The 26,409-nt window shown below is 49.1% G+C and carries 27 protein-coding genes and 1 pseudogene; 18 read left to right on the forward strand and 10 right to left on the reverse strand.

The features are described 5' to 3' along the window. The 7 genes and pseudogenes from ACN0YR_RS09120 to ACN0YR_RS09150 all read left to right on the forward strand — a co-directional run. A pseudogene (locus ACN0YR_RS09120) lies at nucleotides 1-699 on the forward strand (hypothetical protein); the annotation flags it as partial. A gap of 394 nt (nucleotides 700-1,093) precedes the next feature. After that, nucleotides 1,094-1,384 carry a hypothetical protein gene (locus tag ACN0YR_RS09125; RefSeq protein WP_417848899.1) on the forward strand — a complete coding sequence of 97 codons (291 nt, stop codon included), beginning with the start codon at nucleotides 1,094-1,096 and terminating at the stop codon, nucleotides 1,382-1,384. A 32-nt stretch (nucleotides 1,385-1,416) separates the two neighbouring features. Beyond that, complete coding sequence (locus ACN0YR_RS09130) at nucleotides 1,417-1,983, forward strand: ParB N-terminal domain-containing protein (RefSeq protein WP_417848900.1); 567 nt, start codon at nucleotides 1,417-1,419, stop codon at nucleotides 1,981-1,983. 235 nt (nucleotides 1,984-2,218) lie between these two features. Continuing rightward, nucleotides 2,219-2,968 carry an ATP-binding cassette domain-containing protein gene (locus tag ACN0YR_RS09135; RefSeq protein WP_417848901.1) on the forward strand — a complete coding sequence of 250 codons (750 nt, stop codon included), beginning with the start codon at nucleotides 2,219-2,221 and terminating at the stop codon, nucleotides 2,966-2,968. A 128-nt stretch (nucleotides 2,969-3,096) separates the two neighbouring features. Continuing rightward, nucleotides 3,097-3,492, forward strand: a complete 396-nt coding sequence (locus tag ACN0YR_RS09140; RefSeq protein WP_417848902.1) for a hypothetical protein — start codon at nucleotides 3,097-3,099, stop codon at nucleotides 3,490-3,492. Nucleotides 3,493-3,610: 118 nt separating this feature from the next. Then, on the forward strand, nucleotides 3,611-3,991 hold the full coding sequence (locus ACN0YR_RS09145) for a hypothetical protein (RefSeq protein WP_417848903.1): 381 nt from the start codon (nucleotides 3,611-3,613) through the stop codon (nucleotides 3,989-3,991). 37 nt (nucleotides 3,992-4,028) lie between these two features. Further along, on the forward strand, nucleotides 4,029-5,390 hold the full coding sequence (locus ACN0YR_RS09150) for a terminase large subunit domain-containing protein (RefSeq protein WP_417848904.1): 1,362 nt from the start codon (nucleotides 4,029-4,031) through the stop codon (nucleotides 5,388-5,390). A gap of 20 nt (nucleotides 5,391-5,410) precedes the next feature. Here ACN0YR_RS09150 and ACN0YR_RS09155 read toward each other — a convergent pair whose 3' ends face one another. Next, nucleotides 5,411-5,935 carry an RrF2 family transcriptional regulator gene (locus tag ACN0YR_RS09155; RefSeq protein ID WP_417848905.1) on the reverse strand — a complete coding sequence of 175 codons (525 nt, stop codon included), beginning with the start codon at nucleotides 5,933-5,935 and terminating at the stop codon, nucleotides 5,411-5,413. A 339-nt stretch (nucleotides 5,936-6,274) separates the two neighbouring features. Further along, the gene (locus ACN0YR_RS09160) at nucleotides 6,275-7,147 is read right to left on the reverse strand and encodes an SGNH/GDSL hydrolase family protein (protein ID WP_417848906.1); all 873 of its coding nucleotides are present in this window, start codon (nucleotides 7,145-7,147) and stop codon (nucleotides 6,275-6,277) included. 106 nt (nucleotides 7,148-7,253) lie between these two features. Here ACN0YR_RS09160 and ACN0YR_RS09165 point away from each other — a divergent pair, with 106 nt between their 5' ends. Then, nucleotides 7,254-7,598 carry a histidine triad nucleotide-binding protein gene (locus tag ACN0YR_RS09165; RefSeq protein ID WP_417848907.1) on the forward strand — a complete coding sequence of 115 codons (345 nt, stop codon included), beginning with the start codon at nucleotides 7,254-7,256 and terminating at the stop codon, nucleotides 7,596-7,598. A 325-nt stretch (nucleotides 7,599-7,923) separates the two neighbouring features. Here ACN0YR_RS09165 and ACN0YR_RS09170 read toward each other — a convergent pair whose 3' ends face one another. Beyond that, nucleotides 7,924-8,118: a hypothetical protein gene (locus ACN0YR_RS09170; protein WP_417848908.1), complete on the reverse strand. Its 195-nt coding sequence runs from the start codon at nucleotides 8,116-8,118 to the stop codon at nucleotides 7,924-7,926. A 276-nt stretch (nucleotides 8,119-8,394) separates the two neighbouring features. On the opposite strand from ACN0YR_RS09170, the gene ACN0YR_RS09175 reads away from it, so the two are divergent. Next, on the forward strand, nucleotides 8,395-8,811 hold the full coding sequence (locus tag ACN0YR_RS09175; RefSeq protein ID WP_417848909.1) for a hypothetical protein: 417 nt from the start codon (nucleotides 8,395-8,397) through the stop codon (nucleotides 8,809-8,811). A 182-nt stretch (nucleotides 8,812-8,993) separates the two neighbouring features. Here the strand turns inward: ACN0YR_RS09175 and ACN0YR_RS09180 are convergent, their stop codons facing one another. Beyond that, complete coding sequence (locus tag ACN0YR_RS09180; RefSeq protein WP_417848910.1) at nucleotides 8,994-10,217, reverse strand: 1-acyl-sn-glycerol-3-phosphate acyltransferase; 1,224 nt, start codon at nucleotides 10,215-10,217, stop codon at nucleotides 8,994-8,996. A gap of 441 nt (nucleotides 10,218-10,658) precedes the next feature. Between ACN0YR_RS09180 and ACN0YR_RS09185 the strand changes: the two genes are divergently transcribed. From ACN0YR_RS09185 to ACN0YR_RS09200, 4 genes are all read left to right on the forward strand, one after another. Then, nucleotides 10,659-10,841, forward strand: coding sequence for a hypothetical protein (locus ACN0YR_RS09185; protein WP_417848911.1), 183 nt, complete (start codon nucleotides 10,659-10,661; stop codon nucleotides 10,839-10,841). A 297-nt stretch (nucleotides 10,842-11,138) separates the two neighbouring features. Beyond that, nucleotides 11,139-11,549, forward strand: coding sequence for a hypothetical protein (locus ACN0YR_RS09190; RefSeq protein WP_417848912.1), 411 nt, complete (start codon nucleotides 11,139-11,141; stop codon nucleotides 11,547-11,549). 401 nt (nucleotides 11,550-11,950) lie between these two features. Next, nucleotides 11,951-12,502: an RNA polymerase sigma factor gene (locus ACN0YR_RS09195; protein WP_417848913.1), complete on the forward strand. Its 552-nt coding sequence runs from the start codon at nucleotides 11,951-11,953 to the stop codon at nucleotides 12,500-12,502. Between the two features lie 106 nt (nucleotides 12,503-12,608). Beyond that, entirely contained in the window at nucleotides 12,609-13,415 is an 807-nt protein-coding gene (locus ACN0YR_RS09200; protein WP_417848914.1) for an anti-sigma factor family protein, read from the forward strand. 81 nt (nucleotides 13,416-13,496) lie between these two features. Here ACN0YR_RS09200 and tadA read toward each other — a convergent pair whose 3' ends face one another. Next, nucleotides 13,497-13,985, reverse strand: coding sequence for a tRNA adenosine(34) deaminase TadA (gene tadA, locus ACN0YR_RS09205; RefSeq protein ID WP_417848915.1), 489 nt, complete (start codon nucleotides 13,983-13,985; stop codon nucleotides 13,497-13,499). 352 nt (nucleotides 13,986-14,337) lie between these two features. On the opposite strand from tadA, the gene ACN0YR_RS09210 reads away from it, so the two are divergent. Next, nucleotides 14,338-15,375, forward strand: a complete 1,038-nt coding sequence (locus ACN0YR_RS09210; protein WP_417848916.1) for a sugar phosphate isomerase/epimerase family protein — start codon at nucleotides 14,338-14,340, stop codon at nucleotides 15,373-15,375. Nucleotides 15,376-15,467: 92 nt separating this feature from the next. Beyond that, a complete protein-coding gene (locus ACN0YR_RS09215; protein WP_417848917.1) occupies nucleotides 15,468-15,788 on the forward strand; it encodes a cupin domain-containing protein in 321 nt (106 codons plus the stop codon). An 89-nt stretch (nucleotides 15,789-15,877) separates the two neighbouring features. On the opposite strand, the gene ACN0YR_RS09220 is transcribed toward ACN0YR_RS09215, so the two are convergent. Continuing rightward, the gene (locus ACN0YR_RS09220; RefSeq protein ID WP_417849143.1) at nucleotides 15,878-16,846 is read right to left on the reverse strand and encodes a prepilin peptidase; all 969 of its coding nucleotides are present in this window, start codon (nucleotides 16,844-16,846) and stop codon (nucleotides 15,878-15,880) included. 11 nt (nucleotides 16,847-16,857) lie between these two features. Continuing rightward, nucleotides 16,858-17,982 carry a serine hydrolase domain-containing protein gene (locus tag ACN0YR_RS09225; protein ID WP_417848918.1) on the reverse strand — a complete coding sequence of 375 codons (1,125 nt, stop codon included), beginning with the start codon at nucleotides 17,980-17,982 and terminating at the stop codon, nucleotides 16,858-16,860. Between the two features lie 153 nt (nucleotides 17,983-18,135). Between ACN0YR_RS09225 and ACN0YR_RS09230 the strand changes: the two genes are divergently transcribed. Further along, entirely contained in the window at nucleotides 18,136-19,407 is a 1,272-nt protein-coding gene (locus ACN0YR_RS09230) for a hypothetical protein (RefSeq protein WP_417848919.1), read from the forward strand. A 293-nt stretch (nucleotides 19,408-19,700) separates the two neighbouring features. Here the strand turns inward: ACN0YR_RS09230 and ACN0YR_RS09235 are convergent, their stop codons facing one another. Both ACN0YR_RS09235 and ACN0YR_RS09240 read right to left on the reverse strand, forming a co-directional pair. Then, nucleotides 19,701-20,561: a hypothetical protein gene (locus ACN0YR_RS09235; protein WP_417848920.1), complete on the reverse strand. Its 861-nt coding sequence runs from the start codon at nucleotides 20,559-20,561 to the stop codon at nucleotides 19,701-19,703. A 100-nt stretch (nucleotides 20,562-20,661) separates the two neighbouring features. Further along, entirely contained in the window at nucleotides 20,662-21,795 is a 1,134-nt protein-coding gene (locus tag ACN0YR_RS09240) for an HlyD family secretion protein (RefSeq protein ID WP_417848921.1), read from the reverse strand. 683 nt (nucleotides 21,796-22,478) lie between these two features. Between ACN0YR_RS09240 and ACN0YR_RS09245 the strand changes: the two genes are divergently transcribed. Together ACN0YR_RS09245 and ACN0YR_RS09250 are read left to right on the forward strand one after the other, a co-directional pair. Then, a complete protein-coding gene (locus ACN0YR_RS09245; RefSeq protein ID WP_417848922.1) occupies nucleotides 22,479-23,795 on the forward strand; it encodes a Gfo/Idh/MocA family protein in 1,317 nt (438 codons plus the stop codon). A gap of 361 nt (nucleotides 23,796-24,156) precedes the next feature. Next, nucleotides 24,157-25,314, forward strand: coding sequence for a leucine-rich repeat domain-containing protein (locus ACN0YR_RS09250; protein WP_417848923.1), 1,158 nt, complete (start codon nucleotides 24,157-24,159; stop codon nucleotides 25,312-25,314). Between the two features lie 227 nt (nucleotides 25,315-25,541). On the opposite strand, the gene ACN0YR_RS09255 is transcribed toward ACN0YR_RS09250, so the two are convergent. Beyond that, entirely contained in the window at nucleotides 25,542-26,273 is a 732-nt protein-coding gene (locus ACN0YR_RS09255) for a DNRLRE domain-containing protein (protein WP_417848924.1), read from the reverse strand. Between the last annotated feature and the right edge of the window lie 136 nt (nucleotides 26,274-26,409).

A 26,409-nucleotide genomic window follows, 5' to 3' on the forward strand; every position in this document is an offset into this window, starting at 1 on the left:
GGTGAGCAGAAGTCGGGTGAGCAGAAGTCGGGTGAGCAGAAGTCGGGTGAGCAGAAGTCGGGTGAGCAGAAGTCGGGTGAGCAGAAGTCGGGCGAACCGATGTCTGGTGAACAAAAATCCGGCGAAGGAGCGGGTGGTCAACAAGGTGAAGCTTCTAAAAGTGGTGAGGCTGGGAAACCGGGGCAGATGGATTCTGGCAAAAACTCCACTGCACGAACTGGAGGCGGCGGAGCAGGTGGAAGCGGAACAGAAACGCCTTCAGCAGACAGCGAACCTGCCACAGGAGAATCGCCACAACTCACTCCTGAAGAAGCAAATCTCGCCAACAAGAAGAAGGCGGTCGACCTCGCCCTCAAGAAACTTCAGGACCAAATTGAACGCGGTGAAACTCCACAAGAATTAATGGAACAGCTTGGCTACACCGAGAAGGATCTCTCCTCGTTCATGCAACGCCTTGAAGAACGTCTGTCAGATCCTGGAATCAACAAAGAAGCTGAAACCGAAGCAGCACGACGACAATTCGATTCTCTTCTCAAAGGACTCGATTACCAATCGACCGGCGAGCGTCGTGATGGCGGTGACCATGAGCGTCAGGCAGCTGAGGGATTTGGAGGCGCGAATCGCCCAGTCATCCCGGAGTATCGAGCAGAGGACGAAGCCTTCAAGCGGAAACTCTCTCGTCAGGGAACAAAGAAATAGTCCCTGCTCGACAAGAGTCATGTCCGTTGAGCAACTCTGAACAGACATGAATTTCGCCCATGAGCTAACATACAAAAGAGGCAGACAGTGAGGTGAATTGGGATGCTTTCTCAGTTCACCCCACTACTCCGCGCCTTCTTTTAAATTTCTTTCAAACCGAAATGGCATCGACAGAGATCGCTACCTGCTCACCGCTGCTTCTCAATTTTCTCTGAAAGAATTCGGCTTTCGCTCCGTAACAGTAGCTGTCTGCTTCTGCGGGACAAATTGTGGCTCGACACTGGAGCTGCGCAACTTTCTCGCGGTGAGGTAACAGATCGCTGTGAGATTCTTGCAAAACTCAGCGATCCTGATTCATCGTCTGAAATCTTTCGACTTGAACTACGGAGACAGGATGTCTGTAACGCGACGTAATGGAACGAAAATTCTCCTTCCACGAACTGGTGCTGATGAATTTTGGAAACTGATTCACGAAAATTTCGCTGGTGAAGATGAACGTAAATGGAAGTATCTCGCCATGCTCGCCTTGCGGGAAAATGCTGGCTGGCCGCTTGATCGAATTGGAAATGTCTTTGGACACCCGAAAGGTCATGTCACTCGTTGCTTGACGAAGATAAAGAAGGACCTGCGAGAAAGATTTGCGTCTTCACCAGAGTTCCTCGATCTCGACTCCGAATCTCTATGAAGCTCGCCTCTTCTCATCAAATGGTACTCCCCATGAACATTGAATCTCTATCGGTCAATGACCTCAAGCCGGCCCCTTACAACCCTCGTCTCAGACTTAAACCGGGTGATGCAGCTTGGGAAAAACTGGAACGGTCACTCGATGAATTCGATCTGGTTCAACCGATCGTCTGGAATCGACAAACCGGACACATTGTCTCAGGACACCAACGCCTGGCAGTACTCAAACATCGCGGTCACGAAACTGTCGAGTGTGCTGTCGTCGACCTTTCCATTGAAAAAGAAAAAGCTCTCAACGTCACACTCAATAACCAGTCGGTCGGAAGCGACTGGGATGCCGGAAAACTCGTCGATCTCGTCAGCGAACTTCAATCACTTCCTGATTTCGACGCGACACTAACAGGATTCGACGAACAACAATTAAAAGATCTCGTCCTCACTCCATGCCTGACCGAAGAGGCCGAGAGGGTTGAAGAGTTCAACGAATCATTGACTCGCGTGACATTTGAAATTCCGAACGAATTGTGGGAGCAAATCCGCAAGGAGTTCGATGAAATTCTGAGCCAGCATCCCCAAGTTCGGCTGCACGTCGGAACCTAAATAGACTCGTATTTCAGTGTCCGTAAAGAGTCCTTTTCATTTGGTGAACCACCCATCGCCACGAGACAGTTCTCGCACATTTTTCAAAACTGCTGTAAAGCAAATTAAACTTCAGCTTTGAAGACCTGCCTTGTGGCGAGCAGTGAATGCAGCCTTTGAAGTCATGGAAGCAACCTCGGACTCAAGAGCAAACCAAGACTTGCCATACCAACAATACCGATGCACCAGGTAGAGCATGAAAATCTCAGCACAACATCAATTCCTTCCCAAGAAGAATTCGACACGCTCATCAATGGTGATGGACAACTTCGGGATTAACTTTGAACAGGGTCTGCATGTCATCGCTGACGGACTCGACTTGCCTGTTCAGTCGGGGCAAATCGTCATTTTCACTGGTGAGAGCGGCTCTGGAAAATCGTCGCTGATGAAATCGCTGCGTACCGAACTTGAGAGAAATCATCAAACAATCGTCTCCCTCGATGAACTCGATCTTGGTACCGAAATCCTCGTCGATGGGCTCGATCTGCCATTTGAAGAGGCCTTACAACTTCTCTCAGCCTGCGGTTTGGGAGAAGCACATCTGCTGTTACGAACTCCACTTGAACTCTCAGATGGACAACGATATCGATTTCGACTTGCCAAGGCTTTATCGAGTCGGGCGGACTGGATCATCGCTGATGAATACACAGCAACGCTTGACCGAACACTTGCCAAAGTCGTCTCTTTTAACTTGCGAAAAACCGCTGACCGTTCTGGTTCCGGATTTCTCCTGGCAACAACTCACAACGACATCATCGACGATCTCTCACCTGACCTGCATGTCCATTGTCAGCTCAATGGAACCATTAATGTGCATGTTCACGAGAGCAAAGGGAGTAAAAAAAAAGACTCTCAATCGCTGATAGCTTCTGGATTTCATCAGGTACCAAAGCCGACTGGTCGTATTTCGCACGGTGGCATTACCGCAGTCACGAACTCGGATTGATTCGAAAAATCATGCTGCTGTGGTACGAGGAAATTCCCATTGGAATCTGTATTTTGAACTCACCTCCCAAAACTCTCGCGATGCGCAATCGCTTCTTTGGTCGCTCGGGGAGATGGGAGAGGACTTCAATGCGGACGCTCAATACTCAACTCCTCCTTCTTTCCCGCGTGGTAATTCACCCCACGTTTCGAGGTGCTGGCATCGCGAGCCAGTTTGTGAGACGCGTTTGCGAACTCAGCGGCTACCCATGGATTGAAACACTTGCCCAAATGGGGCATATCAATCCATTTTTTGAGCGTGCCGGATTTCAACGTGTGGGAGTCTCGCAAGCTCAGCAACGATCTCGAAACGCACACTCCAAACTTTACGGAAATCGACAGAACTATGCCGAAGAAAAAGGCCTCATCACTCAAGAAACGTTCAACAAAAGCCGTTACTCCAACCCCGTCTACTACATCTTCGACAACCGCAAAAACTGCAACAAAACGGGCAGCCAAGCGAACAACGCAAAAAAAGGCAGCTAAGAAGCCAGTCCATCAAGATTCGCGAGAGCCTCCCGCAGCAGCACCGCTTGCAGCAGCTACCTTTCTAAAGAAATCGGACAGCCCGACGCTTCTTTCAGAGGATATTCAATACTCCTACATGACTTTGCTTTCCCGCGGAGCTTCACCGGCAGCGGCGTGTTCCCAACTTGGAATCTTGTTAGCTGATGTCATCTGGACCATGGAACACGACTCCGGTTTCCAGTCGATGATGAATCGTGTTCAGGAGCTTCTTAGCCAAAACGTTGCAGCAGCTTTGTACCGCTCTGCGATGGAAGGGAGCGTTACTGCTCAACAAAACTATTTGAAAGCTTACCCCCCACCTGGGTGTAGCGCAACCATCGAAGGTTCAGGAAAAGACCCCGAACCCGAGATGACAGATGAAGAACTTACCGAGTACCTCAAGCAAGAAGCAACAGCTTTCCTTGCTGAACTTAATTCAGACCGCTCGCTTGAAGTCTCGAAAGATCCCGCCGTGTGAATTTCGAAATCAAGTCCTCCTTCCCGTTGAACAAGGGGTGTCATTTCAAGATGAAAGACTCCCCTGGCAAGAGAACGACCTGGCGGCTCTCGACAAGGCCTGGGAAGAACTGGCTGGACATCGACGACGCGGAAAGAAAACCATCCGACGAGCTTACGTCGAGCGCCCCCGTGGACATTCCAAGACTTCCGATATGGCGTTACAAATTGCCTGGATACTTCTGGCATCTAAACGCCCTGTGATCGGCCTCGCTGCCGCCGCAGATCGGGACCAGGCGAACTTCATTCACGACTCATTACTTCGTTTGGCAAAAGCCAATCCAGAGCTCATGCAAGCCCTGAAGTTTGTCCAGCACGAAGTGCGAAATCCACTTTCAGGCAGCCGGTTAGAAGTCATTTCCTCCGACGTCAAAAGTTCTTACGGAGCGTTGCCAGACTTTGTGGTCTGTGACGAACTCAGCCACTGGGAAAAACCAGACATGTGGTACTCCTTACTCTCATCGGCTGCCAAGAAGCCAAACTGCGTCCTCACAATTCTCACGAACGCAGGAGTTGGACGTGGCTGGCAATGGGAGATCCGGGAGCATGCCCGGCAGGATTCATCGTGGTACTTTTCATCGCTCGATGGTCCGCACGCTCCCTGGATTACGGATGACTGGCTCGCTGAGCAAAAAGCATTGCTCCCCGAACCGGTCTTCGAACGTCTCTGGATGAACCGCTGGCAACACTCCGATGGAAATTTTGTCACGCTAGCTGAAGCAGAAGCATGTCGAAATGAAGAACTGAGTTATCAAATCGACGGACAACCAAGTCAGTACTACGTCGCAACAATCGACTACGCGGAGAAACGAGACTTCACCGTTGGTTGCGTTTGTCACCGTGAAGGTGAGACAGTGATTGTTGACCGCATGGATGTTGTGAAGCCGACCAACTCGCAGCCTACACAAATCAGCTGGGTGGAAGACTGGATCGAAGACATCGCCAGCCGGTTTCATCGCGTCCGTTTTGTCGTCGATGAATATCAGTTAGTGAGTACGATTCAGCAACTGGAAAATCGTTATCCGATCGAGCGATTTGCATTTCAGTCCGGCCAAGGAAACCAAAAGCTGGCGGTGCAACTGCGGCAACTTCTCTTGCATCGAAAGCTTCAATGGTACCCCGGATGCGGTACTGTCCCCGGGATTCATCGTGATGATCTTGAAACCGAACTTTCGTCGCTGTTACTGAGGCACTCGAGTAGCGGACGTGTCCGTATTGATCATATTCAAGACGGGCAACATCACGATGATCGCGCCTTCGCGCTGGGTGTCGCCTGTTTAGCACTCACCGAGGATCACGCAGCGTCCAACGAAATGATTGTCACGCCGCCAGCGATCAATGGAGCGTTTTACCTGAGGTAAGACCACGCTTCCCTGCACTCTCACTTCGGCTTTGATTTTGATTTTGGTTTTCGCTTCGCTTTTGTTTTTGTTTTCGTCTTGGGTTTCTGCTTGACTTTAGCTTGCGGTCGACAAAGTGGAGGGCCGATGTTTGCCAAGGGGATACTCGGGTTGGGATCCGAGAGAACCTCAGCGACCGTTGTTGACTGGAATGCCTCTTCCATCACTTGAATTGCATCATCCATACGTTTGTGGAGCGGGCATAAATACTCTCCATGGGCTTCAAGACCGAGCGGGCAAGTCGTAATTCTCCCAAGTGGCTCCACCGCGTTGACGACATCAAGAATCGTGAGCTCGCTCGGGGAAGCCACCAGAGAAATTCCACCCCCGACACCACGTTGCGAACGCAATATGCCTTCGTTTCGCAGACCTTGCAGCACCTTAGATAGATACGCAGTCGGAACTTGTGTTGCGGTCGCAATTTCAACGGTCGTTTGAGCATCGGGGCAAACCGACGCCAAATGAACGACAGCACGGAGTGCATATTCAACAGTTTGACTCAACATCAACGATTCAATTCTTTCTTGGCGACTCGTTCAAACACAGGAATTTATTTCCATTCAGTCCCACCCTCTATCTGTATCACGATCGCCATCGACTTGCGAGAAATTTCTCGCAACCAGAATCGGATTGAGGATTGATCAGAAGAGGCATCTTTGACCTCTTAACCAGTAAAAACTTCATCCTGCAGTGCCTCGTGGCGAGCAGTCCATCAAGTCATACAAGTGACTTTCATAGACACGACAAGCAACGAAATTGCACTGATGGTGCTGGTTTTCGAGGTGTTTTTGGGGAACTGTCGTCTTTCTATTGTAGTCAAATCTGCTCAAAGAACTTGAACAGACTTACGGAACGAGTTCAAATGCATTTGAAATCTGGTCCCAAACAGAGCGAGCCATCTGTTCGTGACCAAGTTGTGATAGGTGAATGGTGTCGAGGGTGTTTTCAGGACTGGCAAGAATTTTTGCGAGTTCACGTTTTGGAATCAATTGTACAGAATAGCGTTTCGCGAGCCGTCTTTGCACTGAACCAAACCGATTGAACAACGGCGGGACAGGCAATTCGAACATGATCACCGATTGACCGCTTGCTGTCACCTGGCTGAGGAATTGGTTCAACTCATTTTCAAAATCTGAAACAGTTGTCGATCCGAGTACATCGTTCCCACCAAGTTCGATCAGAATGACTCCCTCGACGAGGGCGAGTTCATTCAGCCGTTTCAATTCCGAACCGACGGTCGCACCCATCCTGGAATGGTCGACCACCCGAATGCCATGTTCCCTGCTCAGCAGATTCGGCCATGTTGTCGCTTCGTTTTCACCGATCCCGGCAGTCAGGGAATCTGCAAAAATCACAAGTGTGCGCGGAGACGGCTCCTCGAAATGTGGTTGACGTCGCCAGCTTAGCTCATTAGCAAGCGAGATACTGACAAACGCAATCACAACGACGATGAAAATCGTTCCGAAGCGTCGGTTCGACCGAAAGTGAAATCGCCAAATCATCCAACTGATCCCCAGTCCAGCCCCAGCGAAATAGTAGAGACCGTTGCCAGGGACCGCGGTCATGATCATCAAAAGCAGGCCGAAAATGCCACACAGACCCGCCAACCGCTGGACGACCATGCGGCCTGATGCGAGCCCCAAAAGAGAGACGACGAACATCGCATTCCCCGTCAAGAAAGCATCACCACTCACCAGATGGAAAACGAAACGATTCATCCCTGTCGGTCCCGAGAAATTTCACGATAAGATCGAAAGCGCGAGCGACATTCGGTACGTTAGGATTGACTCGACAGTTTGATATTTTTGGGACAGGACAGGTGTTATGGCGGAAAAGACGATCTTTAAGAAAATCATCGACAAAGAAATCCCAGCAGACATCATTTACGAAGACGATCTCTGCTTGGCGTTCAAGGATTTGAATCCTCAAGCACCTGTACACGTTTTGGTGATCCCCAAAAAAGAAATTCGCTCGCTGGCTACGATTGAAGCTGAGGACCAGGCTCTGCTAGGACATTTATTACTTGTGATCCGAAAATTGGCTGAAGACCTGAAACTCTCAGAGGGATTTCGAACCGTTGCAAATATCGGAAAAGATGGCGGTCAAACAGTCGACCATCTGCACTTCCACCTGCTCGGTCAGCGTCCACTCGATTGGCCACCCGGTTAGAGCAGTTTGCTCTACCGTTTGCCCGTGAAGAACGCATTTCTCTAGAAAAAATGCTGTTCGCCACGAGGCAGAACCTGCAAACCAATTCGAAAGATGCTCTAGAAGAGACAGATTAACGGTTTGGTTGCTCCAATAGTTGGAATTCACAGCCGACAATGAGATGAGCGAGCCCCCTTTAACTAGAACTGATCCTGAAACTTGAAATTGCTCTCTCAAACGTTGAGAGAAGCGGCTATTCCAGAGGTTTTCGGACTGGTTCTAAGGGATTGGCGAGAATCTCATCAAAAGCGTTTCAGCAATGTGATGATTAATGAGGCACGAATTCTTACGACACGTTCGATGTTGCGATCCAGTAGTAAGTTAAAACTGTCATCGAAGTCATCGCGATCACAGTATAAAGAAAGAACACAGAGAGCATCTTTCCGATGTTCTCACCCGCTTCCGCGTCGTCAGCATCAAATTGTTTGATCTCTTCGGGGGCGAAGAGTTCTTCAGATTCAGAAATGGTCTGCTCAGACATAATTCGCTCTCTAGCGAGTATTGATGTGTTTGGTTTGGTGTGCCAAGGGCAATTGTTATGAAACTGGCGAAGAAAGTCGAGCCAATTCTCGGGTGTCGAAAATCAAGAATCGGAGAGTCCCGAGGTTGGGAGAGCACATTTTTCAAAAAAGCGGATATTTCTGGTTGACTCTCCTCCCAGCTCCAGCTTATTTTGCCCTGCAGAGAATCATGTGTCGCCACACACGCATTTTGAGCGTTGCAGTCGCTCGGAACCTCAACTCATGAGGATTGTGCGATGCGGATTTTCAAACAACTTCTCCAAGACGAATTTGGCGCAATACTCTCTGCGGAAGCAGTGGTTATTGGGACGATTGCCGTCATTGGTGTCTCTGTCGGACTCAATGCAGCTTCAAAATCGGTAAATGCCGAACTCTTCGAATTCGCCTCAGCGATTCGACATCTGGATCAAAGCTACTCTATCAGTAAAGTCGAAATCGACGGTGACTGGAGTGCCGGATCAGCTTACACACAGCCTGATGTCAAGAAATCAATCAATGAGCTCGAGAAGAGCTATTTGAAAGAGAAGAAAGAAGCAGAGAAAAAATTGCAACAGCTGCAAAAAGAACTCATGGAGAGAGAGAAAGAAAAAGAGTCCGAGGAAGATCCCCGTAAAAAACGTCGAAAGAAGCAAAAAGATGAAGACAAAATCTAGAGCAGTTTGCTCTACCGCGTGCCCGTGAAGAACGCATTTCTATAGTAAAAACGCAGTTCGCCACGAGGCAGATCCTGCAAACCAATTCGAAAGATGCTTTAGGTTTTCGAACACATCATTGTGCCCTCATCAGGCTCATAGTGTCACTGTCGCCGCGACAAAAGTAGTTCAACGACGAGAATTCAGCGAACAGCTTCGGCTCGTTCGCGGTTCACTTCGTCCATTAGTGCCTGGACTCGGGATTCTGCCAGTTGAGTTAGTTCGGCTGCTGTATACTTGTGTGAGGAAAGGTCGACTCGGTCCCCAAACTGGACAACGACCTTTCTTTCTCCACGAGGTGTCGGGTAGTGAAGCTCAAAGAGATCTTCCTCGAATTTATCAATCGTTTCCGCGATCCGTTCGATGGTCGGATTTTCGACAGTGTAGTTGCCTCGGTAACTTGAAAGCTGAGTGACGAAGAACATGTCGTCCATCTGTTGCTTCAACAATTCGAGTCTCGCTTCTAATTCGGGATTGGAAACATTCTCTTGAATTTCAGCCTGAGCTTTTTCTGTCAGACGAATCAAAACCCCGCGCACGGTTCGAATTTGATCAACGATATCACCCCCTCGGAACTTTAAGTCGAGCTGTTCACGTACTTTTTGCACAACAAAATCTGCCAGATTCCTAAGGCGCTCAGGGAGTTCCCCCGGATGTGTGGAGCCGGTGTATTCGATCTCTTTCGATGCCAAAAATCCTTCTCCAAATCGATAAATACGTTCAATCAACGGTAAATCTGGACGAGGTCGCCAGCGAATACGGTACTCAAGCTGGTTCATCATCTCGATCAATTCCGGTGTTGGATCCTTCGTATAAAAACATTTCATGACGGCTGGATAGACATGAATCGGTCGGTCTGATTTCTTCATCGCGCTTAAAGCAATGGCAGCGGCACCTTCGCGGAAGGGCATGACTCGATCGTTCGAATGATACAGGTCTCCCTCGGGGAAAATGACGAGAGCGTGCGGATCAGAACTAAGGATAGAAAGTGCCTGACGATATGCCTTCGTGTCGGTCCCTTCGCGGTTGATGCTGAAGGCTCCGTGTCGCTGAAGCATATGCCGACCGAATGTTCCAGCGAGCTGAAAGACCTGCCATGCGGACATGAAATGTGTATGCCAACCGCTACGAATTCCGGCTTCGATCATCACATGAGAATCATAATGGAAAGAGTGATTCGGCAAGATGAGGACGCCTGCCCCACTCCTGAGTGACTCGGAAATCCGTTCGCCATGCCGAACTTCAATTTCGTGAATCCCTAACTTCGCCAGGTCTCCTTTCCTCCAAAAGCGCGTCGCACGTACAAACCTTGGACTCAGTCGAGACGGCCACCAGTTCGGTGGAGTTTGATAGGGTTGGGGATTCATTCCAGGCTCGCCTCGTCTTCATCAGGTAGTGCAATCGATCCGAGAGTCCGCAGCAACTCGGGCGAGGTTTGATTGAGCATCTCACGCTTACAATGTTGATAATTCGTAACCAAACACGTTCGTACTGCCTGTTTCAGCGAAGAGTGCTGACGCTGACATGCCCCTCCAAAGTTGAATTCAAGCCATCGAGAACGAATAATAGAACACCTCTGCCATGTGGCGAATATCACAAACTCCTTCACAGTTTGGCCGTGAACAACCGGTTTCGTCAATGAGATCGAGTGTATCTACGTGACAGATCGCGAATGAGATTTGATATTTGGTCATTGTCCTGCCTCGTTGCGAGCAGTCTATGAAGCGGTGCTGTCGAACTTATCATTGCTCACGTCGGTATCGTCCGAATTTGCAGCAAATTTTGCTCTCTCTTCAAAGTCTTAAGCAATGAGAGAACCTCAACGATGGGCAGCTTGGCATCGACAAAACCGAAGAGTCTTCCTGAATTTAGAGCAGTTTGCTCTACCGTTTGCCCGTGAAGAACGCATTTCTCTAAAAATGCTGTTTGCCACGAGGCAGAACCTGCAAACCAATTTGAAAGATGTTTTAGCTCCAATTGCGATGGCATAACGCTCTCGATGCATACGGTTGCATCAGTTGTCACGCTTTTGGCATGTTTGTTGTTCAATTCTCACTGTTCAGCCGGTATTAGCTTGCGAAATCGCCATAATTCTCTCGATTCCTGAAAGAGAACGTGACGTTTCTCTTCATTTCGTTGCGTACGGTCGTTGTCTGGTAGTAAAGTTGTATTGAATGAGTCGGTTTTGACAGAAACCAACTTCAGGGGCAAATTGCCCAATACAGAACATGACGACAATAAACCTGTTCAACGCATTGTTTAAACTACACAACTGAGGTGATTTTCCCGTGAATAAAATGAGCTTGGCAGGAACATCGCTGGTCGCTGCAATCCCGGCTGGGATTCTTGGATATATCATGCTCATGGCGGTCATGAACAACATGGAGGGGATGCCGACGGTTCTGAAAGTCGCAGCCATCATGTTACTAATTATGGCTGCAGTGGTGATTCTCCTCCCCGTGTACATTCTGATTTACTTCGGAGGAGGGAAGGCGGCGACCGAACCGAGTTCGGAAACCTCAGCAGTCCCCTCTTCAACCGACGATGACGACCTCGAAGGAAGCTTCGACGATGAGCTCGGTGACATCGATGATGGCGACGAACTCTCTGACGAGAGTTTTGAAGCAGACGACGACGATGATGAATTCGCAACAGACGACGAGTTTGAATTCGACGAAGACGACGAGGAAGAGTTTTAGAAACCCGAATAACTTCGCCAGCGACGCTTCCTGAAGAACCGTTGCTGGAAAACGAATTACATTTCTAAACGACTCTTGATCGGGAAAGTTCTTCCCGTTGTTTTCTTATTTTCAATCTCAGATTTCCGGGCTGCCGAGTCTCCGTCGCAGATTCATTTCACAGACAAGACTCTGACCTTCGACTCCCAGAAGAAACGCCGACTTGATCAACCTTCCCCAGCTGAGAAGCCAAACTTGACAAACTGAATCGAAAGTTGTCTATCAAAGATTTGGAATCCCCCGACTACTGTCATTTCATGGTGAGTGCCGCGCGTGCCGCCGCTCAGCAATGGGAGTTGAGCAATCTTCATCTTGATCGAATTCTCTTAACATTCGATGAAATCAGGATTTTCGTGGAATAAATGGGCACCGAATCAGATCAGTTTGGCAAGGGAATGAATACAGAACGATCATCACAGTCAAATTCTGTAGGCATCTCGATCCAAGAACTGGTCAATTCGTTCTATTCAGACGTCTACCGGTTTGCGTATCGATTGTCTGGCAACCAGGCAGATGCCGAAGACCTGACTCAACAGACGTTCTTAACGGCTTGTCGTAAACTACATCAGATTAAGGACTTATCAAAAAGTCGCTCCTGGCTGTTTACGATTGTCCGAAATGCATTCCTGAAAACACAACGACATCCTGAAATAGAGCTCTCCACATTTGAGGACATGATCGTCGCTGTTGACGATCCCACGGTTCTCAACCTTGAGTTTGATGAGGAAGCGTTAGGAATGGCTCTGGGAGAAATGCCAGAGACTTACCGGACTCCGGTTCTTCTCTACTATTTTGAGGAAATCGGATACAAAGAGATCGCTGAAATGCTGCAAGTTCCCATCGGGACGGTGATGAGCCGACTCTCTCGAGGGAAGCAGTTTCTTCGATCTAAACTTTCACCTGAATCACCATAAGCCAACAAACAAACTGAACCAATAAAAACAGCTCGACAGAACGGATTTGTCGAAACAGACTGCCAAGATTCAGAAGCAGTCTCTGCAAGGATGACGGAACACTCCCATGATTGATTGCCAAACCACCCGTGAATATCTGGACTCAATGACTGCTCAGGAACGGGCTGTCAACGGGGAGGTTGCATCTCACTTGGAGAGTTGTGCGGACTGTCAGCTTTTCGCACAACAACTGGAACTCTTTGACCACAAAGTTTCGTCACTTCTGCAAGCTGTTCCCGTCCCTGACGGACTCCAGGAACGTCTACTTTCATCACTTTCGCAGTTCGAGCCTGCCGAACAAAGTGAACAGGCCAACATCCTCAAACTGCCAGTTCAAAGTCATCGACTGCAGCGGTGGACAATCCTTAAACGAAGTTTCATCGGAACCGTTGCAGCTGTTCTGATTGTGGCGATCTCCTTGATTTGGACTCAGCCAGAGCCGACCTCCACGTTGAATTACGCGGACGCGAAGTCAACTCTGCAGAGAACCTTCTCGAAGATCGAGGCATCCCATTGGAACCGGCTCGCTGCTTTTGATCAGCAAGAGTTTCAAATCAATCATCTCGATCGACCACTCCGTCGCTGGACCTTGTCCGAACCGGTGGGAATCGATCTTGGGAAAAGTGCCGCTCACGATGCTGCGGCGTATCAGTTTTCCTATCAAATTCAAGATGGTCCGAAGTGGTCCGGAACACTCGTTGTTTTACCAACTGCACAGTTCTCTGAAACACCAAAGCAAACCGAACCTGAATCGTCTTCTGGAATGCAGATTCTCGAATGGAAATCGACAGACGGCGCGCTCACCTACCTCGTCTTCGTCGATCAAGGCTCCGCTGATGAACTGGCGAACGTCATGTTCAGTGCGATTGGATAATTGAAGACATTGCGTCGCGCCAAGCCTCACACTCTTCGCAGATCCGTTTCTTCAAGCTGATTTGACTGACCCCCAGAGACGTTATTTCTTTCCCTTGGCTCGCTGGATCGCGAAAAACTCTTTCAGCAAAGTCTGACACTCCAGTTGGTGCACATCAGCTGTCACATTGACGCGATGGTTTAATCTCGCATCATCTGTAATCTGGTACAGCGAGTTGCACGCCCCACCTTTCGGGTCCATTGTTCCGTAAACGAGTCTTGGGATGCGAGACTGCACAATCGCCCCGGCGCACATCGGACAAGGTTCAAGGGTAACGTAGAGCGTACAATTCAAAAGCCTCCAAGACTTCAGCTCCTCCGCTGCCTGTGTAATCGCAATCATTTCCGCATGGGCAGTCGGATCGTTGAGCGTTTCTCGCTGGTTGTAGCCTTCGCCAATCACGCGATTTTCATGAACGACAACTGCTCCGACCGGAACTTCGTCCTGCTCGAATGCTCGCTGCGCTTGATCAATGGCGTGCATCATCCAGTATTCATGAATTTGCTGAAGCGTGACTGTTGGTTCAAACATCAATGTTCCGATTGTGAGTGGCGGTGGATTCTCAAGATAGCAACGAACCGCATCGGGAATCAATGACTCAAGATCGCGACTCTCCTCGAAATCTGGGACATGTGAAACTTGCCGTAGACATCAGGCAAAAAGGATGCATTGGAAACGAACTTGACGTCCCTACGTGTGCGATCGGAAATCAACTCTGATAGAGTCTCTGAAGTCTAGAGCATCTTTCGAATTGGTGTTCTGGTTCTGCCTCGTGGTGAACAGCAATCTCATTAGAGAAACGCATTCTTCACGGGGACACCGTAGAGCAAACTGCTCTCGCTGAATCATTTCTCGCTGAATCATTTCTCTCTGGGAGTTGATCATGAGTGGTCCTTATCCGTTTCAGAAGTCGGTGAGCCTGAATCGTCGGCAAGCCATGTTGTCGACCATGACGGCAGCCGCAGCAACGTTTCTCGCTGAAGGACAAAGTGACGCAGCGGAGGTGCCATCGAACGATGATCGGAAGCGGTCTCCGAAATCGTACAAGATGAAGAAATCGATCAACCTTTGGGCCTTTCCGTACCCAGATCGGATGTCACTCAAAGAGTGTATGCAACTGGCTAAGGATGCCGGATTCGATGGGATCGAGTTGAACTACGATCTCGAGAGCGATCTTTCTCCGAAATCAGGGCCTAAAGAACTGACGGCGATTCGCCGTATGGCAGAAGAGATCGGAATTGAGATCAGCGGGCTTTGCTCGTTCCTGTTCTGGCCATACCCGCTCACTGCCAATGAAGTGGAGCGCCGGTCACGTGGCATGGAATTGGCAACCAAAATGACCCACGCAGCTCACGACCTCGGAACGGAGAATCTTCTGGTTGTCCCCGGCTCAGTTCACATCCCCTGGCGAGATGACTATCCCCCTGTTGCGAACGATGTCTGTGATGAGCGTGCGAAAGCCGCTGTTGCAAAACTTCTCCCGACTGCGGAAAAGCTCGGCGTGAGCATGAACATTGAAAACATTTTCTTCAATGGATACATCATGACGCCCATGGAGATGGCTGACTTTGTAGATCACTTCGACAGTGAGTTTGTGAATGTCCATTTCGACACGGGTAACATCATGATGTTCCAGTTCCCCGAGCATTGGGTCAACTATCTTGGAAAACGCATCCGCAATGTGCATTTGAAAGAATTCACCAAAAACGGAACCGACTACTCTCTGGAAACCTTCAGACCTTTACTCGATGGCACGACCGATTGGCCTGCTGTCATCGAAGCTTTTGACCAAACGGAATACGATGGATATTTGACGTTTGAATATTTCCACCCTTGGCTGCATTACCCTGAAGCCTTGATCTACCAAACCTCTGACTCGATGGATCGTATGCTGGGCCGAACAAGCGGACGCGGCATGTAATGTCAGTGGTCTATTTCCTCAACTGCTGCTTCCCAACTCTTTCAGAGACAGACTCCGAAATCATTTTTTCACGGCATGCCAGGTAACAAACTATGGACATCTCAGAACTCAGCGAATTGGAAGAGCGCGAATTGATCCCCGGTTTTCATGGGAGATTGGTTCACTCAGCGACGATGACTTTCGTCTACTGGAGAATTGAAGCGGGAGCGATCCTTCCAGAACATTCACATCAACACGAGCAAGTCGCCCATACATTTGAAGGTGAGTTCGAACTTTCCGTTGACGGTGAAACCCGCTTGCTCACAGCGAATACTGTCGCAGTGATCCCGGGCAATGCAAAGCACTGGGGCAAGGCGCTCACCGATTGCCGAATCATGGATGCCTTTCATCCTGTGCGTGAAGACTATCGATAGTGAGTCGGGGCAAAAATGAATTTCACCTTATCCTCAGCCTGAGACGCCGTGTTGATAAAGTCACTTGTGGGACGCAAAGCCTACGCCTGCTATCTCTTCAAATCCAGAGACTTATAGAATCGCAACAGGCCCAGCAGGAGAACGAACAAGGTCACGGACAGGCCGATCGTCACTGTCATCGAAAGCCAGTCGCCGAAGAAACGGCGGACCGCGAAAATTGAGTCTCGATCAGGGTTCTCAGCCAGTGGGACTTCGAGCATCCAAATCCATTTCCAGGTAAACAAAGTTGCCGTCGCTCCCAATGCCAGAAATGGTCCGTATGGAAGGGCTGGTCGATTGCTGACAGCTCGAACGCAACCGCCGACAATTAATGCAAACAATGGTGCAATCGCAAACGCAATGATCGTCGGCTGCCAACCGAGAAACGCGCCGATCATGGCCATCAAATAAATATCTCCCGTTCCTAACGTCGGCATTCGCAGGATAAACGAGGAGATGAACTTCGTCAGTGTTGCCAGTGAAACGCCTGCAAAGATTCCGCATAGACTCCATACTAAACCGTGTAAATGCTGATGAGATGCCAACCAGGGGGGGAAATAGGGACCGCGAAGTTGTGGCTGTTCCTGATTCCAATCGATCCAAACATGCACAAGTTGGAATTCTCCAGAGGCCACCGCTCCGCCAATTCCAATCACGATTCCTAACCAGCAGGTCCACTCTAAAATGTAGTAGTTCCTGAGGTCTGTCGCTGTGATCATGAGCAATAATGATAACAGGCAGAGATGATAGATCACACGAAGGTTCCGCCAGTGTTCTTCTGGTCGAACAACAGGCGTATGTTGGCATTGATATGCAATCACACAGATCACAAACAACGCGGAAAGTATCGCCCCTGAGATCCCGAACAGCAGCGGCCAACTTTTAGGTTCCAGTTCACAATCGATCAACGATTTTTTCGTTCCGACAAAAGTCAGAACCCCGAAAACCACCGCGCAAGCGATCGTGAACTCTCGCAAAGAGAGTGTTGTGATTCCGAGAGCGATCTCTTGATCCCACATCAATTCAGAAATCAACCTTCACTATTCGAGTCGGAAAGACCGAGGTCTTCGTAAATGGCAGAATTGAGTTCACGGAATCGCTCGTTATGGAGTTTTTCGCCGGGGCAACCATTCGCGACAGCTGCGACAACGAGTTGATGTTCAGGGTCTGCAAATCCGATCGATGATTGAGCTCCGCCATGACCGAAAGAATCATCGGAAGCGTAGCGACCAAACCCATATGGAACGGTTTCAGCTCCATAGCGGTTTGAGTTCACAATCACCCCATAGCCGAAATCGAGTTTGTGTTGAAATGTCAAATCAAACATCCCGACGCGTTGTCTCGACGTCATTTGAGAAATACTTTCGGGGGAAAGGATTTGCCGCCCTGATCGACTGACTCCCCCCTGAAGCATCATTTCGTAGAAGTTGCCAAGTTGCGAAATTGGCCCTCTCATACTTCCGCCGGGAGATGCTGATCGGCAGGCAACTTCTTCATGTCCTTGAGTGGGGCGAAATTCCTGATCGACGATTGTGTGAAGCACACCAATTCGGTCGCCGTATGCCAGATAGAGATGTTTCGGGACCACCATCCAGCAATCAACCATATCGAGTGGCTCAAGAATGTTTTGACGCACAATTTGATCAATCGGTTTCCCTTCGAGCCGCTGAAGGATCTCTCCCAAGATGAACCATGAAAGAGCAGGATCGTACGCGGCATTCTCACCCGGCGTCCAATCTTTACGAAGTGGCGTATTGCTCGTTTTCGCAACAATTTCATCCCACGATCTGTGAGGCCAGCCAGAACTGACCGGTCGCAGGCCACCTGTATGCGTCAACAAATGAGCAACGGTCACTTCTTCTTTTCCACGTGCTGCGAATTCAGGAATGATCGATGACACTCGATCATTCACTGACAGTTTTCCGTTTTCAATGAATTGAAAAACAGCAGCTGCAGTGATTGGCTTTCCGCTGGAGAGCCAAGAGCAAAGCGTCTCTGGAGTGAGCACTTCATCTTCTCGATTCATCCCGATCGCAAAGTCTCCAATCACATTTCCTGCCTGAGAAACATAAACTTGCATACCGAGGTGAAGCTTGTTCGCGATCCCCTCACGTACGATTTCAATTGTCTTGGGAAACTGATGGTTGGTTGGCATGTCGATGATATTGGCATTGGTGAATGAGAGGGGGAGGTCGTAGGATACTATAGTCTCCGTGGTCGGATAAGCACGAGAGTTTTTCAATAGGCGAAGAAACAGGGAGGTGCGACGTTGCGAGTGCTACTCACATTTTGTTTGATGACTGGCTGTGTGTCGACTCTTGTGGCGGAATCGAAACAATCTCTAAAGGAATCCGATCTCGCTCGCAATTATTATTCGGCATATCAATCGCAGAACTACGACGCCGCTGAGGGAGTTGTCCAAGATCTCCAAAAACGATTTCCTGAAGATCCGTTGACAAAATTAGTTTCTGACCACTGGAGTAAAGTTCAGAATAGAACCGGCATTTCAAATTGGAATGAACTTCGTCTGAATCGCAAAAACCGGCAAGCAGCAGAAGAGCAAGACGAAACACTCGTCACTACTCATCTCTATCAAGTCGCAGATCTCTTGATTCCTCCTGTCTTACAAGGAACAAAAAAGGAAGAGTCCAAAAGAAATGCTACGGCTCTATTCGAGTTACTCCAAAATGCCTTGAAATCCGAATCGACTACAGAAGTCAATTCGGAACTCATCTATCTCCCGCAAAATTTATCGCTCATTGTTCGAACAACACCAAAGCGGCATCGGCAAATCAAAAAAATCTTGGGGCAGATACGCAGGATTCAAGATATTCAGGTCACTTATGAAGTTAAAATGCTGACTATTCCAGCAGAAAACGGGGACATTTTCGCTTCGAAGGAGATTCTGACAAAGGAGCAATTGCAAGCACGGCTTCAAAAGTTAACAGCCAACGAGGACGCTGCTCGAACTAACAGTCTTCATAAAGTCACAGCTTTTAATGACGCAACCGTTTACTTAGAAACAGATTTCGCTCATCTCGAACTTCACGGCCGAATCTCTGAAGATCGACGAGCCATCGCGATCGAGACCAGACTCAGCCGCGATGTTGAAGAAGTTCGCCCTCATTGGATTTTCGAAACCTCGGATCTCATCCCAGATGGGAAAACTGGGGTTTACTTCATCAAAACAAGTGGGGCTCCCTCGAAGTTACTTGACCACCGCAAGCTCACCGAACAAGGCGTTGAGCTTGGCCCCACAGTTGCGCCCCAATTTTTCCTGATGGTCACCCCGAGAATTATCATCCAAGAGGAAGAAGAAGAACTCATCAGTAATATTGAAGCTGAAACGGGTCAGACGCTTCAGGCTGCTTCTCCTCCGCATACAGCCGCGCACCAAGCTGCTTACTATTCATCTCATCCCACCAAGAAAGGAGGCTTCTGGACTCCCGCAAAACTTGAATGGGACGATGGAAACTGGAACCTGGACTTCCAACCGAATCAAGCAAACCAATACGGAGGTCAAACGTTGCCCTGGTACTGGCCTGCCTACCCAGTTCAAAAAACGCCATCAGCTCCTTAAATGACTCTTAACAATTGTTCAATTGACGATCGAACCGTCCTGAACTTCGAGAACTCGGCAAACTTTTCTGAATCGGAAGACTTCGAAAATCAGAGCGATTTTGAAAAAGATATCCCTGATCGGTCTCGTCAATTTGAGTGATGCAATAGATGAAAAGCACTCTTCATGGACTCGACAAACGCGAATACATTCTACCGCATTTTTCGAATAGACGTACGGGTTCTGCCTCGTGGCGAGCAGGCTATGAAAGTCGTGGATGCTAACTTCACGGGCACGACAGCATTGAAAATGCTCTAGCTGCGTTGCTGTTTGAAGAACACGATGTTGCCGACGATGATTAAGCCGATCATCAATAAGTGTGCGACGAGTTGCGGGCCCATGCGGCGTTTGCCTTCCAGATACTTTTTGTCCGGCTCTTTCCCGTCTTTCTTCAGATAATGATCGACAACGAGTGACTCGTATTCTGCGGCTCCCTTAATTGCACCGAGCAACCCTCTAAGCTGCTCCGGGATGTAAGGGTAAAGCAGCGGAGCCTGAACACCGGTGCAGCCGGCGACCATTTTGATTTGATTTGGATACGGAGTTGCAGCGTACTGCACCCACTCTTTTGTGCCGGGGTAAGCTCCACTGACATTGATGATTAAGTCCATCTGCTGGACATTTTCAATGTCGCGACACATCGGAATTTGATCGATATTTGTCCCCCTAGCATCGGTGGTATAGAGTCCGCGCAGGTCGGTCACGATAACTTTGATAACTCCCTCATAGCCTGACTTGTAGCCGAGATTGACGTAGTCTTCTCCGTAAGTCAGCTCAGGAAAGTCGGCTTTAAGAACATCAGTGACGGTCTTGTCGATCATCTGCGGGCCGACAGGCAGAAGAGTAATGAAATACATCTTCAGTTTTTTCTCGCAACAGTGAAGCGCCAGGGCTGTTGCCATGGGACCAAGTTCACCTTCTGTTGACGGATCGAAGTCCCAAGCCATTAAGACTTTGTCCCCTTCGTTCAAATTCTCGATCTCGTCGAAAACATTCTGGGCCAGTTCACTTGGTTTTTCCGGAAACTGTAGCTCGAACAGAATCGGGACAGCGACAGAAATCGCCATCAATAGAAATATCCAGCGACGGTCCAAATTTTCAAGAAAGTGAAACACGATCACAAAACTCAATCAAGATGAAATTGCAGACAACTTGATTGGAGTATAAGAATCTTCGCCTCAGAATGTCATCCAAGTCAATGAATGATTAAGACGATTACTGTTTCTCGCTCACACGAACCATCACCTGAGAACCGATCGGTACGCTCGGCCAAACGTGGCCTGTCTGTTCAACTTGAACCAGAACCGTTGTGTCTTCAGTCGAATTTTCAGCGATGAGACACGGCTTGGCTTGTGGGGCGACTGAGGAGACGACGCCCGAATAGAAATCATTCCCCGGGAACGTCAGTTCGACTTTCGTTCCCAACTCAAAGGAGGGAATGTTCTTCGAAGGGACGTAAACCACGAGATACCGTTTTGAATCATCTAGGAGCTCGACGAGCGCAGTTCCTGGCTCGACTTGATCGCCCGAACGGCACTTGAAAACGCCAACTCGACCAATCGCTGGCGAAACAATTGTCAACTCCGTCTCTTGAGCGAGAAGCTGGTCAAGTTCCGCCTCAGCTCGTGCAAGTTCCGCCTCAGCGACATCGACTCCTTGAGTTTTACGAATATGCAGCGGTAGCGATTCCTTAAGATCAAGGAGTTGTTTCTGGCGAAGTTCGCAAATCTCAACCTGGGCCGAAGAGACTTCAGCAGCGTTTGAAACCAGTTCCATCTCTAGTACGGTAGCCATCCGCTGTGAGGAATTGATTTTGTTGTTGACGACCATTGAATCGAACAGCGAGTTGCCATCGTCGATCATCGCGAAGTCGCGCCCTGCCAGAACATCGCTGAGCATGCTTCGCTGCAATTCGAAGTTATACTTCTCTTTTAAGAAGGAAGCTGATCGTAATTGAATGTCACAAATTTCGGACTCAAGAGTCCTCAATCGCCAATTCAATTCCAACTCCGCTGAAGCCAACGACTGTTGCAACTTTGATTCAAGCGATGCAATTTCACGTTTTTTGGCAAGGATCGAGCGACCGAGAGACTCATCATGAATCCGCATGATTGGATCGCCGATGCGGACTTCTGAACCTTCTTCAACAGTCACTTCCGCAATTCTCCCGGCGCTAGTCGCAGTGACATGAGTCGTCCGAGCTGTGAGAATTGCGTGGCACAACGGACCACTAGGCAGCTCCAGCCAAACTGCAGCGGCAATTCCTAGAAGGAGAGCACTCACCGCGAAGGCGAAGATTCGCCGAGGGGGTGCAGGCATTTCCGGGCAAAGCTCAGAGTGGTGGCTCATACGCTTGGGGACGCTCTTTCCAAAAGATCAAACTTCAATCGACCATTGATTCATACGATTCAAAATCACAATTTGAAACTCTGATATAAAACTGAAAGGTTTTGATTGAAGCCATAATTACAGTACGACAATTCCTAAATCGGCATACAGTGACTTTCAGCCCCAAAAGACTCGTCCATTCATATCGCAATGTTGACAACGAACTGGGTCCAGTCTTCACCAGCCGACTATTCCTGAGGATTCCGGTAACCGGAAAAGTCGACCCAGCCCACTTAAGCCAGTCGAGACGCCTCTCCTTTGTCTGCCCCGGGTTGAAACCTTAATTTCTGGTCAATTCTCAGAGTTTTGTCACCCGGAAATGACATAGCTGCGCCGAGGCCATTGCTTTCATGCAGAGATGATGATGTTCAACACGCTTATTTTTCCGATCAAGACTTGCCCTGCATTTCGAATTCCGTTGAAAATCATAGAGGAAAAACAAAGACTGCCTGCGGAGCTGACTCTTCCGACACATTTTGTCGACATGAGTTCATCAAATAGCCTGTCGACAGCCCGCAGAGTAGGTATATTCAATACGACAAATCCTCGCTTCCCCCTGTGGAAGATCGCACACCCAAAGAATCGACGGATGAACATTCATTCTCTATGATGCCGTCATGAATCCAAACTCAAAAGGAGAGCTGATGTCTGCACAAAATCTGTCTCGTCGCCACTTTTTACAAGGCGTTGCGTCGACTGCGGTCTTAGGCCCGATGGTCGTTCAAGCCCAATCCAAGCCAGCTGCCAAAGTGAATATCGCTTGTATCGGGGTGGGCGGAAAAGGTTGGTCCGACATGCTTGAAGTCTCGGTCGGACATAATATTGTCGCCATTTGCGACATCGACGAGGGACGTCTTGCCAAAGCTGCTGACAAATTCCCAAAAGCGAAGAAGTACACAAGCTGGCAGAAGCTTCTCGAGCAAAAAGATATTGATGCCGTCACGATTTCGACGCCAGACCATACGCACGCTCCTGCCACAATGTCAGCGATGGAGTTGGGAAAGCATGTCTATACGCAAAAGCCGTTAACACATGATGTATTTGAATCCCGACAGTTGACCGAGTTTGCCAAAGAGAAAAAGTTGATCACCCAAATGGGGATTCAGCACCATGCGACGGCACGACTCAAACTGGGCGTCCACGCAATTCAAAGCGGAGCCATCGGGAAAGTCAAAGAGGCTCACGTTTGGACCGACCGACCTGGAACATTCTGGAAGCAGGGACTCGAACGCCCTACGAAGAAAGATCCGGTTCCGGCTCAGGTCCACTGGAATGACTGGTTGGGAACCGCCCCAGAGCGGCCATTCGTCACCGGAATGTACCATCCGTTCCATTGGCGCGGCTGGTGGGATTTCGGAACCGGAGCACTGGGAGACATGGGCTGCCATCTCATGGACCCAGTGATCGACGCCCTTGAACTCGGGCCACCCAAAACGATCACCGCAGAAGGTCCACCGCCAACCTCAGAAAGTGGTCCGGAGTGGTGCATCGTGCATTACACCTTCCCGGGAACGAAACAGACTGAAAAAACGGTTGACGTGCATTGGTACGAGGCCGGTTTACAGCCAGATCGCAAACTCTTCCAAGCTCCTGAAGACTGGGCAGGATCAAAGAACGGAGTTCTTTACATCGGTGAAAAAGGAAATCTCTTCCTTGGATTCCCGGAAATGCCGGAGCTGTTTCCAAAAGAGAAATTCGAAGACTATAAATGGCCGGAGTTCGCCGACCACAATCACTACCAGGAATGGACCAACGCAGTCGCAACCAACGGAAAGACCTCCTGCCCGTTCGACTACTCCGGACCGCTCACCGAAACAGTTCTTCTGGGGAATGTCGCGTACCGCTCCGGAAAGAAAATTCAGTGGGACAGCGAAAACATGAAGGCGACAGGCGAACCGTCTGCGGATCAGTTCATTAAACGCACCTACCGAGAAGGCTGGAATGTCAGCGGACTTGGCTAATATTTACTCACAAAAACACTGAAACGAGGAGCGTTCTGACAACCACACTGGTTATCAACACGTCCTCGGTTTCAGGTTTGGTGAGAGTAGCGAGAGAAGCCTTTACACTCAGGGATTGCTATTCAGATGAGTCACTTCGAGCAGGGATCGAACTTCCCTGCTCGCCTGTGGCCGTTTTGAATTCCAATCCTTTTTTATTTCTCATCTTTTTTTCACGAAAGATTGCGGCAGGTGGATCAACTCGGAAGAGGTCCATAGAATCTGTTGAATCAAGAAGATCGAGCGACTTACGAATACGCCCGCTTTTCAAACCTCAGCGTAGAATCCTCGACGCAAAACACATCAACGAAGAATATTCTCAATGCCGAATTTGAACCTGAAAACCATCGCATGTGTTGCAACCGCACTCATCATCTCCGGTTGCCAGAAACCAGCGACCGAAACTCCAGCTCCATCAGCGAGCCAAACGCCCTCCGAAACCTCAGAGGCTCCGGAGCCTGCAGAACCAGTCGAAGCCACACCTGCTGAAGACCCTGAAGTTGTCGCTTCGATCGAGCGTGTTGCAACATCTATCAAAAAAGACTCGAACGGATACGTTACAGAAGTCAATTACCGTGGGTCGTCAGTCAGCGACGATGACCTCGAAACACTGACAAAACTGACGAAACTGCAATCGATCCTGTTAAATGAGGCCAAGATCTCTGACAACGGACTCAAACAGATCGGCAAGATCAAAACTCTTCGAAATCTGGACCTTCGTGACTGCCCGATCAGCAACGAGGGGCTGGCACATCTCGTCAATCTCGACGGATTGCGGGCACTCAGACTTTCTGGAAAAAGTGGAGTTACCGATGTCGATGACGACGGAATGGTTCATGTCGGCAAGCTGACTAGCATGAAAGCCTTACTGCTCGACTTCCTGTGGGTCAGCGGCGAGGGACTCTCTCAGCTTGGTGAGCTCAAAAATCTTGAAGAACTCTATCTGGCAGGAACCCTTGTCGGTGACGAGGACTTAGCACAGATGAGCCTGTTCCCGAATCTCAAAAAACTTCGGCTTTCGAAGCTTTCACAAGTCACTGGAGCCGGGCTGGAACATGTCAGCCAACTCTCGAAGCTTGAAGATCTCGATCTGAGCGAGGATAGCTCACTCTTTGACGCAGACTTGGCCCCCATCGCAAACATGACCACTCTCAAACGCTTGAACTTGTGGCGCGTCGCCTTAACAAACGACGGTGTCGCCCATCTTCAGAAGCTGACAAATCTCAACTGGCTCAATCTGGACAACACCCAGCTGAGCGACGCAGGTCTTGTCTATCTCAAGGGAATGAACCAATTGACCTTCCTGCACCTCGGCTCGACCGCCATCACCAATGACGGGCTCCCCGAATTAGCTGGCCTGAAATCACTAAAGGATCTTAAAATCACCAGAACAGCTGTGACTGAAGAAGGGGTCGAGAAGCTCAAGAAGGAACTTCCGAAGACTGAGATTCAGTTGAAGTACCTGGGCGACGGAGAGTAGTCCACTATCGCAGAACAAGCCGCCCGCAGAACAAGCCGCCTGAGACCACCATCCCAGGCGATCAGGTCGAATCAATCGCCTGAACAACTGTCCAAACTCTTAAAAACAACGAAAGCCCTGACATTGCATCAGGGCTTTTTTATTGGAACAGGAGCTCTCAAGTTTGAAATACAGCAACTCGAACCCCTGTCGTTGAATTGCATTCTTGTGCTTAAACAAGCAATTTTTCAGCTTGAGTAGACAATGGGCTTGGATCGCAAGCGACAGGCAAACGCTAACGCAAACAGTCCAGAAAGCAACAACAGAAAACTAGACGGCTCAGGGACAGTTTCAACCTGAAGTGTTGGAAACGGTACGGCATCGAGAGTTTCTTTCGATGCAAATGTCAAATTCGAGGACCCCGTGTTGCTGCGGGTCAAGATGAATGTCAGAAAATTATTGGAATCTGAATTCACGAAATCTCGAATTGCTGTGTTTGTGAAGGCAATACTGACCCCATCAGACAGTCCCGCAAACATGAACGAGCCAAGCAGTGGAGCTCGTAAGGTGTCCACCGCACTAGGACTCCCTACAAGATTAGCTGGTGCATTATTCCAAGTGATGGTTGACTCGCCCCAGCCCTCACCAACATCAAGGTCGTTCAATCCGTATAAATTGAATGTAACTGATCCTGCAAAGTTATCCGTCGGAGTCAGAAACAGAGTCGCATTCGTTACGCTGGAAATACTGGACAAATCGAATCGCAAATATGTTTTTCGCGATGTCGTTGTGTCATTCTGCATGGAAACGAATTCAGAAGATCCATAATTGGTATTGGCTTGCGATAGCCGAATCCTAGCATCAGCTCCGTTGGCCCCAGTGTCTGTTGTAACAGTAACCATCGACGCTTCGAGATTCGATGACACCAAAAACAACGATAAAATACAAAGAGAAATTTGCCTTTGAGAGATGAGTGACATGGATCAACCTTCAGGTTGCTTCGGCATTTACTAATGTCGAACATGTGAAGCGAAACGCTGCCTAGTACCATACAACGGGCCAACGTTTCACAATCTCTTTATAACACTTAAATCAAAAATCCGCTATCTGAGCAAA

Origin of the sequence: Thalassoglobus sp. (assembly GCF_048270125.1) — a bacterium.
Taxonomy (GTDB): Bacteria; Planctomycetota; Planctomycetia; order Planctomycetales; family Planctomycetaceae; genus Thalassoglobus.